This is a genomic window from Zobellia galactanivorans, assembly GCF_000973105.1.
In the GTDB taxonomy this organism is placed as follows: Bacteria; Bacteroidota; Bacteroidia; order Flavobacteriales; family Flavobacteriaceae; genus Zobellia; species Zobellia galactanivorans.
The window spans coordinates 3,815,389-3,830,605 of the sequence record NC_015844.1; the positions used below are offsets into that span (position 1 = coordinate 3,815,389).

The 15,217-nt window shown below is 36.8% G+C and carries 12 protein-coding genes and 2 pseudogenes; 2 read left to right on the top strand and 12 right to left on the bottom strand.

Going from position 1 to position 15,217, the window contains the following annotated elements:
* Positions 1 to 57: 57 nt before the first annotated feature.
* The 3 genes from ZOBGAL_RS15645 to ZOBGAL_RS15655 form a co-directional block, all read right to left on the bottom strand.
* On the bottom strand, positions 58 to 633 hold the full coding sequence (locus ZOBGAL_RS15645; protein WP_013994648.1) for a Crp/Fnr family transcriptional regulator: 576 nt from the start codon (positions 631 to 633) through the stop codon (positions 58 to 60).
* A complete protein-coding gene (gene ribB / locus ZOBGAL_RS15650; RefSeq protein WP_013994649.1) occupies positions 634 to 1,296 on the bottom strand; it encodes a 3,4-dihydroxy-2-butanone-4-phosphate synthase in 663 nt (220 codons plus the stop codon).
* 376 nt (positions 1,297 to 1,672) lie between these two features.
* Complete coding sequence (locus ZOBGAL_RS15655; RefSeq protein ID WP_013994650.1) at positions 1,673 to 2,863, bottom strand: FN3 domain-containing metallophosphoesterase family protein; 1,191 nt, start codon at positions 2,861 to 2,863, stop codon at positions 1,673 to 1,675.
* A gap of 372 nt (positions 2,864 to 3,235) precedes the next feature.
* Between ZOBGAL_RS15655 and ZOBGAL_RS24105 the strand changes: the two are divergent.
* A pseudogene (locus tag ZOBGAL_RS24105) lies at positions 3,236 to 3,370 on the top strand (transposase); the annotation flags it as partial.
* A gap of 110 nt (positions 3,371 to 3,480) precedes the next feature.
* Here the strand turns inward: ZOBGAL_RS24105 and ZOBGAL_RS24060 are convergent.
* The 7 genes from ZOBGAL_RS24060 to ZOBGAL_RS23835 all read right to left on the bottom strand — a co-directional run bounded on the left by ZOBGAL_RS24060 (position 3,481) and on the right by ZOBGAL_RS23835 (position 12,773).
* The gene (locus tag ZOBGAL_RS24060; protein WP_394331330.1) at positions 3,481 to 4,329 is read right to left on the bottom strand and encodes an alpha-L-fucosidase; all 849 of its coding nucleotides are present in this window, start codon (positions 4,327 to 4,329) and stop codon (positions 3,481 to 3,483) included.
* 45 nt (positions 4,330 to 4,374) lie between these two features.
* Positions 4,375 to 5,286, bottom strand: coding sequence for an alpha-L-fucosidase (locus tag ZOBGAL_RS24065; protein WP_013994654.1), 912 nt, complete (start codon positions 5,284 to 5,286; stop codon positions 4,375 to 4,377).
* Between the two features lie 360 nt (positions 5,287 to 5,646).
* On the bottom strand, positions 5,647 to 6,315 hold the full coding sequence (locus ZOBGAL_RS15670) for an RluA family pseudouridine synthase (RefSeq protein WP_013994655.1): 669 nt from the start codon (positions 6,313 to 6,315) through the stop codon (positions 5,647 to 5,649).
* A 43-nt stretch (positions 6,316 to 6,358) separates the two neighbouring features.
* A complete protein-coding gene (locus tag ZOBGAL_RS15675) occupies positions 6,359 to 8,311 on the bottom strand; it encodes a YgiQ family radical SAM protein (RefSeq protein ID WP_013994656.1) in 1,953 nt (650 codons plus the stop codon).
* 586 nt (positions 8,312 to 8,897) lie between these two features.
* Positions 8,898 to 9,914, bottom strand: coding sequence for a TQO small subunit DoxD (locus ZOBGAL_RS15680; RefSeq protein ID WP_013994657.1), 1,017 nt, complete (start codon positions 9,912 to 9,914; stop codon positions 8,898 to 8,900).
* Between the two features lie 871 nt (positions 9,915 to 10,785).
* Positions 10,786 to 11,283: a hypothetical protein gene (locus tag ZOBGAL_RS15690; protein ID WP_013994659.1), complete on the bottom strand. Its 498-nt coding sequence runs from the start codon at positions 11,281 to 11,283 to the stop codon at positions 10,786 to 10,788.
* A 311-nt stretch (positions 11,284 to 11,594) separates the two neighbouring features.
* A complete protein-coding gene (locus tag ZOBGAL_RS23835; RefSeq protein WP_013994660.1) occupies positions 11,595 to 12,773 on the bottom strand; it encodes a YHYH protein in 1,179 nt (392 codons plus the stop codon).
* A 285-nt stretch (positions 12,774 to 13,058) separates the two neighbouring features.
* On the opposite strand from ZOBGAL_RS23835, the pseudogene ZOBGAL_RS15700 reads away from it, so the two are divergent.
* A pseudogene (locus ZOBGAL_RS15700) lies at positions 13,059 to 13,313 on the top strand (transposase); the annotation flags it as partial.
* 69 nt (positions 13,314 to 13,382) lie between these two features.
* Here the strand turns inward: ZOBGAL_RS15700 and ZOBGAL_RS15705 are convergent.
* Positions 13,383 to 13,796, bottom strand: coding sequence for a hypothetical protein (locus tag ZOBGAL_RS15705; RefSeq protein WP_013994662.1), 414 nt, complete (start codon positions 13,794 to 13,796; stop codon positions 13,383 to 13,385).
* A gap of 305 nt (positions 13,797 to 14,101) precedes the next feature.
* Complete coding sequence (locus ZOBGAL_RS22820; RefSeq protein ID WP_013994663.1) at positions 14,102 to 14,869, bottom strand: DUF6090 family protein; 768 nt, start codon at positions 14,867 to 14,869, stop codon at positions 14,102 to 14,104.
* Positions 14,870 to 15,217 lie beyond the last annotated feature (348 nt).

Sequence of the window (15,217 nt, forward strand, 5' to 3'; positions counted from 1 at the left end):
TCGGCACTAGTTTTTTTACTCAATAACTTTATAAAGGGAGGGGAGGAGGCTGCCTTTTCAAATTTTGGACTTTATTCGACTCAAAGTTTCTTGTGAGATGTTAATATAAGAAGCTACAATCTTGTTCGGTAAACGCTTGACAATGTTCGGATTTATTTTAAATAATTGTTTGTATCGCTCTGATGCATCTAGGGTAGTAAATGAAATTAATCTTTTAGCGTTGTTTACATACGCCTTTTCCAAATAGATACTGTAAAAGTCCTTCCATTTGGGAACAAGGGTGATCAGATGTCTAAAGTCTTCGTGGGTGATATATAAAAGCTCACTGTTTTCGATGACTTGAATGCTTTCTTGTGCGGGTTCATTCGTTATAAAACTAACCAGTTCTGTAGCGAATTGATTTTCAAATGCAATGTAACGGGTGACGTCTTTGCCTTCCTCATCTATGTAAAATAGCCTTAGGCAACCTTTTTTCACGAAATAGCTCACCTGACTATGTTTACCGTGTGAAAGTAAAATTTCATTTTTACTTTTTTTGATGCTTTTAAAATAAGATAGCACGGTTTTTAAATCGTCATCTTCTATATGAATGTTCTTTTGTATGAAATTCGCGAGCTCAATATAATTTGTCATTTAGTAGTAATCTCTAACAAATTTACGATAATGAATAATGTCTTGTATGGATACGACCATCAAATCATGTTCGTGGGCAAACCGTGTAATCGTGTCAATTTTTGCCATGGTCCCGTCGTCGTTCATCAATTCACATAGTACGGCTTCCGGTTTTAGACCGGCTAATTTCATTAGGTCGATGCTGCCTTCGGTATGGCCGTTTCTTTGTAGTACCCCATTGTCATTGGCCCTTAGCGGAAAGATGTGGCCCGGTTTTGCTAAATCGTCGCTTGTGGCATTTTCATGGCAGGCAACTTGAACGGTCTTTAATCTGTCTTTGGCCGAAACCCCTGTAGTTACCCCTTCTTTTGCTTCTATGGAAACGGTGAAAGGGGTTTGGAAGCTACTTGTATTTTCCTTTACCATATAGGGTAACTGAAGTGCGTCAGCTTTATCATTGGTCAGACAAAGACAGACAATGCCACTGCCTCTTCTTATCATAAGGGCCATATCGCTAATGGTCATATGGTGAGGGGAAAAAATGAGGTCCCCTTCATTTTCCCTGTCATGATCATCGGTCAGAATAAGTCCCTTTCCATTTTGAAGGTGTTCCAATGCTTTTTCTAAGCGTATTTGACTGTCGTGCGAAGAAGCTGTTAATGGGTGTGGTTCTACAAGTGCCATTTTAAAATTTTATGGTGATTTAAAATGCAAAACTAAAGCGGTAATGAAGGAATTTATTTGACCTAGGTCAAATAATCGGAAACTTTTAAGTTCTTGGCCAGCGTTATTCCGAGGCCTAAATCGTGAAATGTGGTACGGGCTTGTGCAAATGTATTTTTAAGGGGGGTAATGTGTGTGCAAGGGTTAGGCCAAGCTTGTTTGCTTTGATTCGTCCGAAGCCCGATAGCTATCGGGGCAGCCGACCCTAAAGATAGCTTTGTTGCGCGTGATTTCCGTTTAGGAAATCCGCAAGCAATGAATTTTAGGCTTTGATGGCAAATCGTTTATTAATGCCGTTTTGGGCTTCTTGTTTTTTTAGGATACCGGAAGCTTAATATTATTTCTCAATGAACATGTTTAACACCTCTTTAGAATCGATGTCAATTCCCTTGATCTTAATTCCCGTTTTATCAATTAACAAATTATATCGCGTCTTATGGTCCGCAACTAGAATTGGAAAATTGTTTTCTTCAATCTTAGGAGGCTGAAATGAGTAATGGTGTGTATGGCCAGAGACCATTAAATCTATGCCTGCCTTGTTAAGTATGGGTACAAACTTTAACCTTACTTCAAGATCCCCATGCCATTCTTGTCCTCTGTTGTCATCATAGGGCGGAATATGCATAAAAGCTATTTTATGTTCGGCATTTTTAAAGGCATCTGACTTTACGACTTCCGATAACCAATTAGCTTGTTCGCTGCGATATGTGTCAAAATCTGCAAATCCGTTATATTCTATATCCGAATCAGCCTTATCCTCTCCTGAATCCAATACAATAAACAATGTAGTTCCTATTGTATAAGTATAATAATATTTGTTATCTGGGAAATGAAAGTATTTTTTTAGTTCATGTGCCTTTCTGCCTCTTGTTTCATGATTTCCTCTTACAATAACTAGCGGTTTATTTTGTGCAAATATATCAACACATGTATCTAGTACCCCATCATACAGATCGGATTCCGATTCAAAGGAATCCACAAAGTCACCATCTAACAATACAAAATCTGTTTTGTCCCATTCAACGCCTTTCAAAAGGCTATCTACTTTTTTGGTATTTTCATGCATATCGCTTAGTACTAGAAGCGATATTTGTTCTTTTTTTATGGGCTGTGTTGTAAAATAAAGTGGTGCTCTTTTGTATACTTGGGTCGCCACGGTTTTTCCAAAACTCCTATCATCTTTTACTTCTGTCGAGTAGATACGATAGGCATATTTTGTCGCAGGATCCAAGTTTTTTAGTGTTACACTGTGTAGTACACTTATATTTTTTAGTCCATCAGATGCATTAAATATTTTCTCTCTTTCTTTTTGATAAAAATTTGATCCGTCTTCTTTATAGTATTCAACCCATGATATAGAATTTTTAGAAGTACTCCAATTAATTGTTATTTCATTGGAGGTTAGGTATTGAAGGTAGGGGCCATGTGTAATTTCAAGATTTTGGGCATACATCCATTGAGTGGAGCATATGAACAAAACGATGGCGTAAAAATCGCGTTTATTTATCATAAGTAGTTGTCTGTTCATTCAATAAAATATGTTTTTTGTCACAGTACTTATAGTACGGGGCACGGTGTCTGCAACAGTAGCGGGCGAGTTGATACCTTGGGAATGCTTCCCGTTACGCACTTGGCAAAAACTGTTTGTTTTGTCGTTTACGGTCCAATGCAAAAATTGAATATTTCGCTGACGCGTAATTTTCAATTTTGCGACTTGATAAATATACGCTGACCTTTAAATTCAGCCTTAAGGTACGTGTTATGTTTAGGTTGTGTGCCTGTTGTACAAGTTAACGAAGAAACCATATGGGATCAACGTAATCTTAACGTTGGGTTGTTAAGTTTAGCCATGCAGGGAAAAAAGAAGATCCCATTCGCCAAGGTGTTCAACGACGACCGTACGGTGGAGCCCGCTTTCCGTCCCTTGCCCCAGTTCATGGGACTCAGGAAGATAAACAGCATAGGATGGGCAAAGGCCAACAAGGTGATACATCTCTCGGCGATCGCCTACAACCTGAAAAAACACCTGAAATTCACGAAATACCTTTGAAAAAGCGGGACGGGAAGCTTTGTTTTTTAACTCAGCTCCTTGTGGTACACTGGCGTTGTATCTCTATTCTTTCTATACTGCTTAATATTTATAAATTAGGGTTTTTTGTGAATTTTGATGGCAAAACCGTGTTCGCTTACCAGTTTGTTAGGGAGGTTAACTTGCAAGCCTTTGTCACCCAGTTTCCAATTAATTTTACCTTCATAACCAATTAGAGATACATCTTTTATTTTTTCGGCAGTGGGTGCACCCTTAGCCAGTGATTTAATATTAATTCTCCCGTCCTCTGGCCAAGCTAATACAATGGCAAAAAGCGTTTTGTTGTCTTTTGAGCGGGTAAAACGTATATCCTCGCTGCTATATTCGGTATAACTGCTTCCAAAAGTCTGGTGGCGAGGTGCTTTTTTTGTAGAAGGGCCTTCTCCGCTTACCTTCCAAGGACGTGTGGCATATATGGCTTCACCGTTTATTTTTAACCAAGCTCCAATTTCCTTAATAATTTTAATCTCATCTGAATCTAAAGTACCATCGCCCCGTAATGGAAGGTTAAGCATCAAGTTTCCGTTTTTACTCACAATATCCACAAGCATTGGTATTATTTCAGCTGCCTGTTTATACTTGTGTTGATAGTACATTTGTCTGTTATAATGCCATGTGCCGATACATTCGTCCGTTTGCCATGCATCAGGTAATATATCGGGTGCATTGCTTTTTTCAATATCGAGCATAATGGCATCACGTTGCTCTTCATTCAACATTTTGGTATTCATTACAGCTTCGTTTCTACCGTTCCATTTAGTGTTGGTGTTGTAAAAGTGTGCTGCCATTTTTAGTCCTAGGGTTGAATCAATCTCATACAATGGAAGCACAAAATCATCAAAGTAAATTTGGTCCGGTTTGTAATCGTCCCAAAGTTGGATTACACGATTGTAGTATTTTGTTATATAAGCTGAATCTGGAGTTTGAACACCTAAATTCGGGTCCCAGCTCTATTCGACAATATTGTTTGGGTTTGCTTTGTGATTTTGCTCGTATAAATCCTGAGGGTCATAGCCTTCCCACCATTTGCCTTTTCCGTCAGCTTTTGTAAGCTTTCCATCGTAAGGAATACCGGCATATGGTCCTTCAGTATCAGCACCTTGGGCGGTTTCGTACCAGCTCCAGGCATGGGAAGCGTGTACACTGACACCAAAGCGTAAACCTAATTTTCGAGCAGCTTTGGACCATTCTCCGATAAGATCTCTTTTGGGACCCATATTTACCGCGTTCCAAGGCTGGTATTTAGAATTGTAGTTGTCAAAATTATCATGATGGTTGGCCATTGCCATAAAATAACGAGCCCCACAATCTTTGTAAAGGGTAAGTAATGAATCGGCATTAAAATTCTCTGCTTTCCACTCATTGATTACATCTTTAAAACCAAATTCGGAAGGATGGCCGTAATGATCTAGATGGTAAAGGTATTGTCGATTTGTTTCAGTCCCAACCGTGCCCGTACTATCCGTAAAACGGTAGCCTGCTGTTTTTTCAATATACATATTACGGGCATACCAGTCGTCAGCTTCAGGTTCGCATTGTGCACCCCAATGGGCCCAAATACCAAATTTCGCATCGCGAAACCATTCTGGCGATTCATATTGCTTAAGAGATTCCCAAGTGGGTTCAAATGTTATAGGTTTTTTTGAATCTGTTTTTTCTTGTGCTATTCCTATTACATGATAAAATGTAAATAAAACAATAAATAATGTGCTTTGGTACATTTGTTTTCTTTTATTCATTTTCTGGTGCTTGAATATCGTACCAGCTTGTTGTAAACGGTCAGTATAAGAAACATAGGGCAGGTGATAAGCGATAGGTTTCTGTTTGGTACTAAACCAAATATAAATATTTTGCTTTATCATTTTTTGTAAATGCCATATTTTATAGTTGGCAAGATTGCAAATACAGAGACCTTTCAGAAAGCCTTAACCGCCGTATATTTTTTTTCCTTGTGCCTGGCACAACTCAAAATCTTAAACAAATACATCCATCCTGATACTTAATGGAAATAATACCCTTTTAAAATCAGTCAGTTATGCTTCTTTATTTCAAAAAATAAGAGGATTGGACTCCATGTCGAGTTGTGCAACGGTTACTTTTGACAGCAAAAATAGTGATACGTTTGAGTAAGTACGTTCTGCTTGTGGAGATTCAAACCTACTGAAATCTGTTCGAATACAGTTCTTCTGCACCATAGTACTTATTAAAAATAATCGATAGGTCTAGATGGATTTGAATGTCCAAAAATCGTTATTGGGCAGAGGTGCTTCAAAGGTCTGGGATTCTTTGGAGCTTGAGTTTTCATAGGTTATTTTCCATGCATGTAGGCAAATGGATAGGGGAAAGTATTTTTGATCCGAACCATACTTTTCATCTCCGATAATAGGAAGGTCTAAATTGGCTAATTGCGCCCTTATTTGATGGAATCGACCTGTTTTTGGCTTAATTTCTAAAAGATAACCGAAATCGTTTTTGTCTATAACCACATAGGAAAGTGAGCAGTTCAGGGCGTCTTTTGATTTTGTAGGGACGATGTCCGCTCTTTTTTCTAAGTTGTTTTTTACAAGAAAATTCACCAGGTTCCCTTTATTCTTTGCCGGCTTATTCTTAACAATTGCCAAATAGGTTTTTTGAACTTTACGGCTACTGAAAAGGTTATTGAATTCTACAAGAATGCTTTTTTTCTTTGCAAGAATTAAGACACCACTTGTAACGCGATCTAACCTATGTATGATGCCAAGATAAGGCTTCCGCTTACTTTTTAAAAGGTGATTCAAAACCTGAGTCTCGACTGTGACCGCTTCGTAAGGACTTTTTTCACTTATAAGTCCCGCCGCTTTATTTACAACAATATAGTCTTTGTTTTCATGAATGACATCAAGTTCTGGCATTGGGAGTTTTACTTTTCAATTTTCGAATGGGGTAGCAGACGTTTTAACGTCTCTTATTTTTAGATTTACGTTTGTTTTTTAGGCGTGAATGACTTGCAGGAATCGCATCATCAAAGGTGTTTTTAACTTTCTTCGGTTTAATGCTTTTCCAAGAATCATTTTCTTTTTCGGGCACTAATGCTTCTACCAAATCTTTTCTGCCTAATTTATTCAACGTATTTCTGATCCAGCCTTTATTTTCCCTTTTATACCAAAAAAAGAAGCGATGCTGCTCATCCTTTTCTTGTTTTGTTTTTGGAGTCTTGGTCGGTTTTAGTGTGTAAGGATGAAATCCACTATAATAAATAACCGTTGCAACCGTCATTGGTGTTGGCGTAAAACCTTGTACTTGTTCTAACTGAAAACCCATATTTTTTGTTTCAGCCGCTAGATTGGCCATATCCTCTACTTCGCAAGCAGGATGATTTGAAATAAAATAAGGAATCAACTGAAGCTTCAGGTTCTTCTTTATATTGATTCTATCAAAACGCTCTTTAAATTTATGAAAGTATTGAAAGGAAGGTTTCCGCATCAGTTTTAAGACGGGATCGGACGTATGTTCCGGAGCCACTTTTAAACGCCCGGAAATATGCTTTGTCATTACCTCTTCCGTATAATCATCTAATTCTTTAGGGTCCGCATTTTTATTGAATTCGGGCACTAACATATCGTGACGAATACCACTTCCGATAAATGATTTTTTTATTTTAGGATGTTTATCTACGGCTTGATATAACTTGGTTAGCGGTTTGTGAGAGGTATCTAGATTACTGCAAATGACAGGGGAAATACAAGAAGGGGCCACACATTTATCGCAAATGGACTGTACCTTCCCTTTCATCTTGTACATATTGGCCGACGGCCCTCCAATATCTGATAGGTAGCCTTTAAAATCAGGCATGTTGGCGACTTTGTCGACTTCCTTTAAAATAGATTCTTCACTTCTACTGGCAATAAATTTTCCTTGGTGTGCCGAAATCGTACAAAAACTACAACCTCCAAAACAACCACGATGAATGTTAATGGAAGTCTTGATCATTTCAAACGCAGGAATTGGCCCACGTTTATTGTATTTCGGATGCGGTAACCGAGTGTAGGGCAAATCAAAAGAAGCATCAATTTCCTTTTCGGTCATTGTTGGGTATGGTGGATTTATCACCAATATTCTATCTTTTACGCCTTGAAAAATTCGTCTAGCTTTAAGCTTATTAGATTCCTGCTCTATGACTTTAAAGTTAGAGGCAAATTTTTTCTTATCCTTTAAACAAACATCGTGCGAATGAATTTCAACATCTTCCCAATTTTTGTTTTTAGGGGTAGCTTCATCCTTATCAATTAAAAAAGCGGTTTGTTTTATGGTTTTTAAACTCGAGAAAGGCACTCCTTTTTGCAAGAGCTCAACCACTTCTCGCAGAGGTTGTTCACCCATACCATACACCAACATATCAGCTTTAGAAGTTTCTAAAATAGTTGGCAATAATTTATCACTCCAATAATCATAGTGCGTAACACGACGCAGGGAAGCTTCAATACCCCCTATTAAAACGGGAACATCCGGGAATTTATCTTTTAAAATATTTGAATAAACCGATGTGGCGTAATCTGGTCGAAATCCTTTATCACCATTTGGGGTATAGGCATCCTTATCCCTACGTTTTTTACTAGCGGTATAATTACTCACCATGGGGTCCATACACCCACCGGTAACTCCAAAAAATAATTTTGGCGTCCCCAATTTTGTAAAATCTTGCAAATCATCGTTCACATTCGGTTGCGGAACAATAGCTACTCTTAAGCCATAGCTTTCCAGAATGCGACCGATAACGGCTGGTCCAAATGAAGGATGATCTACATAGGCGTCTCCGCTAAATAGAATAACATCTAATTCTTCCCAACCCCGAATTTTCACTTCTTTGTTCGTTGTTGGTAACCAATCTGAAAGTCTGTTTTCTTGCATTTGACTACAAAGGTACGTTTAAATTTGTTATAGAACTTAACAATAAAGTCCATCAGAGCAACAGTTTGGCTTGATCGAAGCCTCTACATAAACTTGTTGAAAAATCCTTTGGCGCAACAATTACGCATGAATAAAATCCATCTGCGTGTAGCCATCCCTAAAAGCAGGTAAGGTTACATTTTTGCTTGAAACTCTAAATCAATTTTTGTTCTAAAACATTACGTTCCAAGGACGTTAAAATACGATGGTTTTTCACTCACGAAATGTTTTGTTAGTATTGCTAGCGACCTTGTGTATGAAACGCAGCATAAAAAAGCGCTAGCTTTTCGGATTGTACACGATCCGGATTTTTAAATTAGGCGGTATTCGCAAATACACACAAAGCTCTCGGAGAGCCTGTAATAGCTATGTTTTTTATACATTGTGCCTGTTGCACAACTCAAAATTTAAAATAAACACGTCAATCCTGATACGTAATCGGTACAATACCTTTTTAAAAACCAGTATGTTATGATATTTTAAATTTCAAAACATAGGGGGTAGACTCCATGTCGAGTTGCGCAACGGCCACTATTGTTAGCTTTAGTTATTTTTCAATCAAATGTGTCCAAAAAGCACCGCTAATATCTGTAATTTTCAGGGTGTATATTCCATTTGCCATGTTCGATAAAACCGTATGATTTAAGCTTATTCTAGCTTTAGCTCCCAATGGTACAATTAAGCTATGTTCTCCTGGTTTGATTTTGGCAATATAATAATTATCGAAATTCTCCTTTTTCAATTGAGCTAAATCTTCTTGAGTATATTGAAGGACTGTATTATGGTTGTTATCAATTAACTCAATTGCTATTACCCAAGAGCCGTAAACATCAACACCTTCTGTTCTAAATACGTCGAACGAAAGTGTCGAATTTTCAATTTTACCTTCTGTAATTTCTAGTTTAGGTTTTACGGATTTATTGTGTAGTGTGCCCCATAAGCCACCGTGAAATACTTGGTTGGTCATTAAGGTAATCCCAAGAATAAGCAAAGATCCTATTAATACTACTTTCGGGAAAATTCTTTCTTTGATAGGAATAGTACCAGAGCCAAGCCAAGCAAACCATTTCTTTTTGGTGAATGAATAATTATGATTTACAAAGTAATTGTCTAATGAATACTTTCCACTTCCTGTTAAGAACAGAACAAATCCTGTGGCAATTCCCAACACTCCTATTTGCCATTCATCAAGACAAGTCGTACCTATCCATCCAGAACCTAAAAGTATTCCCATGGCCAAACCAAAAACGCCAATACTCATCAATCTTGTAAAAAGACCAAAAATGATAAATAGACCTACTATACCTTCAATGATTGTAAAGGCGACCATATTTATCCATAAAATGTCTGGGTTTTCTACTAAATATTGAATTATCGGTTTTATACCAAGTGCATTTGGTAAAAAGTGATTGAATTTCTCCCCAATGTAACCCGGTAGATCTGGGTCTAATTTGGTGGCTAGAATTGTTCTCCTCCAGAAAGCTGAAAAATAGGTCCAGCCTACTACAAGTCTAATAGCTAAAGCTAATAGGCCTGAATCGTTCTTTATATTTATTTCTTTCATTTTATTGCTTGCTAAATCGTTAAAGTAATAAAGCTCTTTTTAGTAAGATTTCCCCCATCAAGAATACGTGTAGCTAACTTCAAGATTCTTATCTTGAGTTATCATTTTTATAAGGGATTGATTATTAAATACAGTTGGTTAACTGATTGGTTTTAACGTAAATAGTCAACTACGAATAGACCTGGATGTTTTGGTATAAAATGTAAAGGGGTATGGAAGGAACCCGTTTAGAAGCACGGATTCGAAAGGTGTTGTAAACCTTTAATCGAGTAGGAAAATGAAAAGCAAATAACTCATTATTATATAAAAAGTCCTGTGCTTTTGTATCTGATGTTGAAGATGAATGGTTGATTTCGGCAATATCAAAAGCCACACAGCTTGTTGCCGAAATTGTGGTCCGACTTTTATTTAATACGTTTGTTTGAGGGAAATCTAGCTCGGCTTGTATAAAGTTCCTAACCTTACACGGCGAAAGTAAAAGCAACAATGCTAGTCCGAATACGGACAGGATTAAGTAGCAATTTTTTATTTCCAGCTTTTCTTTCATTCCGGGCAAAATTAGTATTCCAATTTTACAATTGTGTTATTTTTTTTATAATAAAATATAATGGTTTCGAATATGGGTAGGTGATGGGGTGGCACTCAACTTTACAGGTGCACACCAAACTGACACGAGCGCGACGAACTGGCGCAAGCATCATATCATAATCCGATAAATCAGGTTTAATTTTATCGAGAATAATTTCTAGTCCAAAACTATCCTTTATCGATTTATCATAAACCCTTTAGTTTTTATATTCTTTATAAGGTCATAGATCCAATAAAATCTAAAAAGAGTTATTTCGTCAAATAGTATATAGGCAATCTTCGTTTATTCATCAAGGTATTCAAGGGCGACAGGCATTGTCGAATAAATACAAAGAATGATATTTTCTTTTCTAAATAATAATTTCACTTCAGTAGACAAACTAGAGTGATATAACTCCGGTTCGGATTCTAACTTCCAAAAGTTTTTATCTAGTTGCAATTCGTCCCATAGGTCAATTGATATCTTTTTTGATGATCGATCAAGATAGTTAGTCCAAGAATCAAGAGAGTCAGGTTCAACTTTTAATGCAAGTTTAATATTATAATCTGAAGGTCCAGGAATTCTACCTGTTCCATTGTCTTGGAACCATATATGATATTCAGCTTCAATAAGACCTGATTCCTTTGTTAAATACTTTTTTAGCGTTTCAATTTTTTCAGTCTTATCGTCAATTTGATAGCTGTAAATGTCTGCTGATTTATTCTCGGCTTGACAAGCATAGATTATGAGTGTTACCAAGACTAAACAGTATTTGTGGATTATTTTATCAGCTTTGATCATACTCTATTTCAATTGAAGATAAGGCTTGGGCTAAGTGCAGATCGGAGGTACGACATCTGCGACAGCAATGGGCGAGTTGGTGCGCTGGCCTGTTTCTGTCTACGAACATAGCTAAAGCTTTTTGTTTAGTTCTATTTTTTCTTGTCCAAAGTTAAATTTTGAATATTTCGCTATCGCGTAATTTTTAATTTAGCGACTTTATAAGTGTACCCTTTTAAAATCAGTAAGTTATGGTTTTTTTATTTGAAAAAATAAGGGTTTGGGACGCCATGTCGAGATGCGCAACGGTTCTTTGTTGTGTATAATGTTTTTTACTCCTTTACTTCTGTATACCCAGGTAACCCGTGTAAACATTTTATAATTTGGTTTCCGCCAGGTTCTCCAGCGTGATAGTGATATCCTCTTTTATCATCGGAATGCCCACCACATTCGTCCAAATCTGTTGGCTTGTTTCCGTTTTTATCCAATAAGCCATAAATTGCAAATCCGTCGATTGCATAACCGATAATTGGCGAGTGAATATCAGTTTGCGGAATTTCTTTTGTTGAGCCGGTAACTGCATGATAATGATAGCCTCCGTGCGGATTTACGTGCCCTCCGTGGTCATCTAAAGGCGCTATTGTATGAGCTGCTAATATTGCGTGTGTTGGTGCAGGTGGGTCATACTTAACTCCGTTGAAAGCAACTCCTATTCCTCCTCTTCCAAAACTTTGAGCGGTTTTTATATATTTTGGGGTGACTGGAATTACAAAAGTGGTTACTTGGTCTTTGAAATATTCGGGCAAGCATTCTACACAATGGTTATGATATTCTTCCTCTACATTTGGTTTTGCTGCCGCCAAACAACCCTCTTCTGTATCGGTTACTTTAATCGTTCCATCTTCTCTATATAATTTCCATTTGTCATCGCTGTAAAACTCATCTAATTTAGCAATAAAGTGTCCTGAAACATCATAAACTTTATCATCTTTAAACCAAATTCCAGCTTTCTCCATTCCATCCTCGATATGTCTAGGACACCAAGGTCCCATTTTATGCTCAGTTGCTTGGGAATTTGTTTTAATGACATAACAAAGTGTCTCAATTCCGTTTAATTCAACTATTTGCTTTTGTATTCCATCAATTATGTTTTCTGAAATAAAATAATTCGTATTTACTGGAATGGTCATAACCGAAGCGTCAATCTCATTTGACAAATATGTATTTGTTTGTTGTGGGGGTCTATGCTCTTGATTCTTTTCTGCTTTATTAAGTTCTTCTAAGGTCAAAAAGCCATCATTGTTACTATCTATATTGGTAAAATCGTCAGCGATTGGTCCTTTTACTTCACTTTTCGATAATTTTCCGTCTTCGTTACTATCCAATTCAGAAATTATCTGTGTCGAAGAAGGTTTTTGTTTATTTGGTTCTTGCTGTTCTTTTTTTTCTTGATTTGATTTGCAAGAAATCAAGATTGAAAAAGTCAATAGTATCAATAACAGGTTTTTCATTTTATTTAGATTCTTTTTTAATTCGCAATGGTTACATCTAATCAGCACTATTTCTTGAATTCAGGAAAGTTTTTCAATATTTTACACAATGGTTACGTATAAGAATAGTTGAGGATTTGCGTGCGAGGTTTTTCCGAAGGAAAATCAGAAGTAGTAAACTTGCAACGACCTTTGTTTAAGCCTAACACCAGCAGTTTTTTATATACGGCGTGCCTGTTGCACAAGTTAACGAAAAAAAACATAGAGGGTCAACGTGATCTTAATGTTGGGGCGTTAGTTTTAGGTATGAAGGTAAAAAAGAGGTGTCAAGAAACGCTGTTCGCCCATTACCGGTTAAGCGAGCGTATTCCGAAGAGCAATTTTTACAGAAGGTTAAAGGAGGTCTTGGAGCTGCGGTTCCTATATGGTCTTACCCAAGGCTATTATGGGGACAGCGGCCAAAAGAGCATAGAACCGGTAGTCTTCTTCACACTCTGTCTTGTGGGGTATGTGGAGAACATCATCAGCGACCGTAAGCTTATGGCGCATTGTTCCCTGCGGTGATTTCCTCTCGTTAAACCGAACATTTTTTATATTATCTGAACAATTTTTAAGTGTTGTTTTTTTAGATTACCAAAATTTCCAAAAAGGTTTTGCTTTCTTAGATTCGCCTCTTTTATTATTTTGTTCTTGAAGCAATATATCGTTTAATGTCTCATTCATAATTTTTACCTTATATAATTTCATGTCAAGACTTATTTTATTTTCATCGATAATTTTTTCAATTAAAGAGATACATTCTTTGTCGTTTACATATGCTTGTAGATTTTCAAAATGAGGTGGATTGGGAATATCCAACAGCCATTTTTCTTTCTCATTTATGAATTGGATAGATTTATCATTTTTATCTACAAAACCAATAAAACTTTCATCTTCATCTACTAATTCTAAAAAAATATTTATAGCATCCTCTGCATTAGTTTCAATTGGATTATCAGAGTTTATACTTTTATCCGTCCCATAATTTGTATAAAATAATTTCATCTTTAGAATTGGGTTAATAATTCAAATTTTTTTTTATTGAATTGGTGCTAACGGTTGGGCTGAGCTAAATAGGGCAGGTGGCACGCAACCAACCTTCCGTCTTACACTTCGTCAAAACTTTTGCGTTGTGTAATTATCTTTATTTTTCTAATTGCCAACTTAGCGCAGCGTTATCACGAATTCTTTATTGAAAATAGAAATCACATGAGTATATCCGAAAGGTTTGGTGGGCTTGGAAAACTCACCCAAGCCTTTAAATTTAACACTTTTATGCCCTATTTACTATAGCCATTATTGTGCTTTCGTTATTTCTCCAGTTCTTGCTCAATTTCCTTTAGTATGGTTTCTATTTCCTTCTTTATGCGACCAAATAGTCGCGGTCCATTCGTGGCATCAGCTAACAATCGATAACCCAGTAGGTAATTTTCAAATTCAATTGATTCGAACACCAGCTTGTTATCGAGCTTTTCGGAAATCGACTCGTGCTCAAAATTCATAAATCCTATATCCGTCACTATTTTCCGTATACTTCCCTTTTCATAAAGAATAGTACGCAATTTTTCGTCTGTGAATTCAGCTCCATTTATTTGTTTGTTTAAAAAATCCAAAGAACTATTAAAAGAGGCTAAGTTTTGCCTTAAGCTTTTATTCAAAATCATATTGAGCTTACCTGAACTAATGATGTCATTTAAAACTCCTGTTGCCGGTACATAGCTGATTTCACTGCCGAAAATAGGGGCGAACTTTTGGGAAATTATTTGACTATTGACTGTGTCAAGCACATTTTTGTCAAATAAAGTCAATAGATATTCAAGTGACTGTATACGCAGCTCATTTTCTTGAATAGAGGCATTTATTTGATTCAGGTTCGTTTCAAATTCTGATTGTAGGGATATTAGATATTCCTGCTCTAGACTTCTTTGTTCGTTGTAATTATTGTTATTGTTAATCTGTAAAGCGATTAATATTCCAATCACAACGAGTATAATTTCACCGATAGCATAAAGTAGATATTTACTGAATTTATTTTCAGTCAGCAATTTTTGGCGAATTTTTCTAAAGAATTTTATCAATGGTTACCGGTTGGTTATAATGTTGTACAACTGTTAGTATATGGTGACGTAGCTGACGATAGGAAGCTATACACTATATAAATTGTGTGTGCCCAGCATGGGCATCTTTTATTTATCGAAAGGTAGCTAATTCATTTAGAGGGTGCAAGTCCCTTATGGGCAGGGGTAACGGCCTGAGCCATTAGTAAGTTGCAAGGGTGGTAATCGTGAGGTTACATCTGGAGGAAGCGACCCTACAAAACTTGGTACCGACGAACAGGAATCGCATATGAGGCATAAATGCACGGGTAAGTAAGCAGATCATTATAAAGCCCATAAGAATACCAAAAGTGAACTAATGTAGATGCG

Coding starts and splice junctions, on each gene's coding strand:
- ZOBGAL_RS15645 (WP_013994648.1), bottom strand. CDS start 633: ATGACAAATTATATTGAGCTCGCGAATTTCATACAAAAGAACATTCAT.
- ribB (WP_013994649.1), bottom strand. CDS start 1,296: ATGGCACTTGTAGAACCACACCCATTAACAGCTTCTTCGCACGACAGT.
- ZOBGAL_RS15655 (WP_013994650.1), bottom strand. CDS start 2,863: ATGAACAGACAACTACTTATGATAAATAAACGCGATTTTTACGCCATC.
- ZOBGAL_RS24065 (WP_013994654.1), bottom strand. CDS start 5,286: ATGATAAAGCAAAATATTTATATTTGGTTTAGTACCAAACAGAAACCT.
- ZOBGAL_RS15670 (WP_013994655.1), bottom strand. CDS start 6,315: ATGCCAGAACTTGATGTCATTCATGAAAACAAAGACTATATTGTTGTA.
- ZOBGAL_RS15675 (WP_013994656.1), bottom strand. CDS start 8,311: ATGCAAGAAAACAGACTTTCAGATTGGTTACCAACAACGAACAAAGAA.
- ZOBGAL_RS15680 (WP_013994657.1), bottom strand. CDS start 9,914: ATGAAAGAAATAAATATAAAGAACGATTCAGGCCTATTAGCTTTAGCT.
- ZOBGAL_RS15690 (WP_013994659.1), bottom strand. CDS start 11,283: ATGATCAAAGCTGATAAAATAATCCACAAATACTGTTTAGTCTTGGTA.
- ZOBGAL_RS23835 (WP_013994660.1), bottom strand. CDS start 12,773: ATGAAAAACCTGTTATTGATACTATTGACTTTTTCAATCTTGATTTCT.
- ZOBGAL_RS15705 (WP_013994662.1), bottom strand. CDS start 13,796: ATGAAATTATTTTATACAAATTATGGGACGGATAAAAGTATAAACTCT.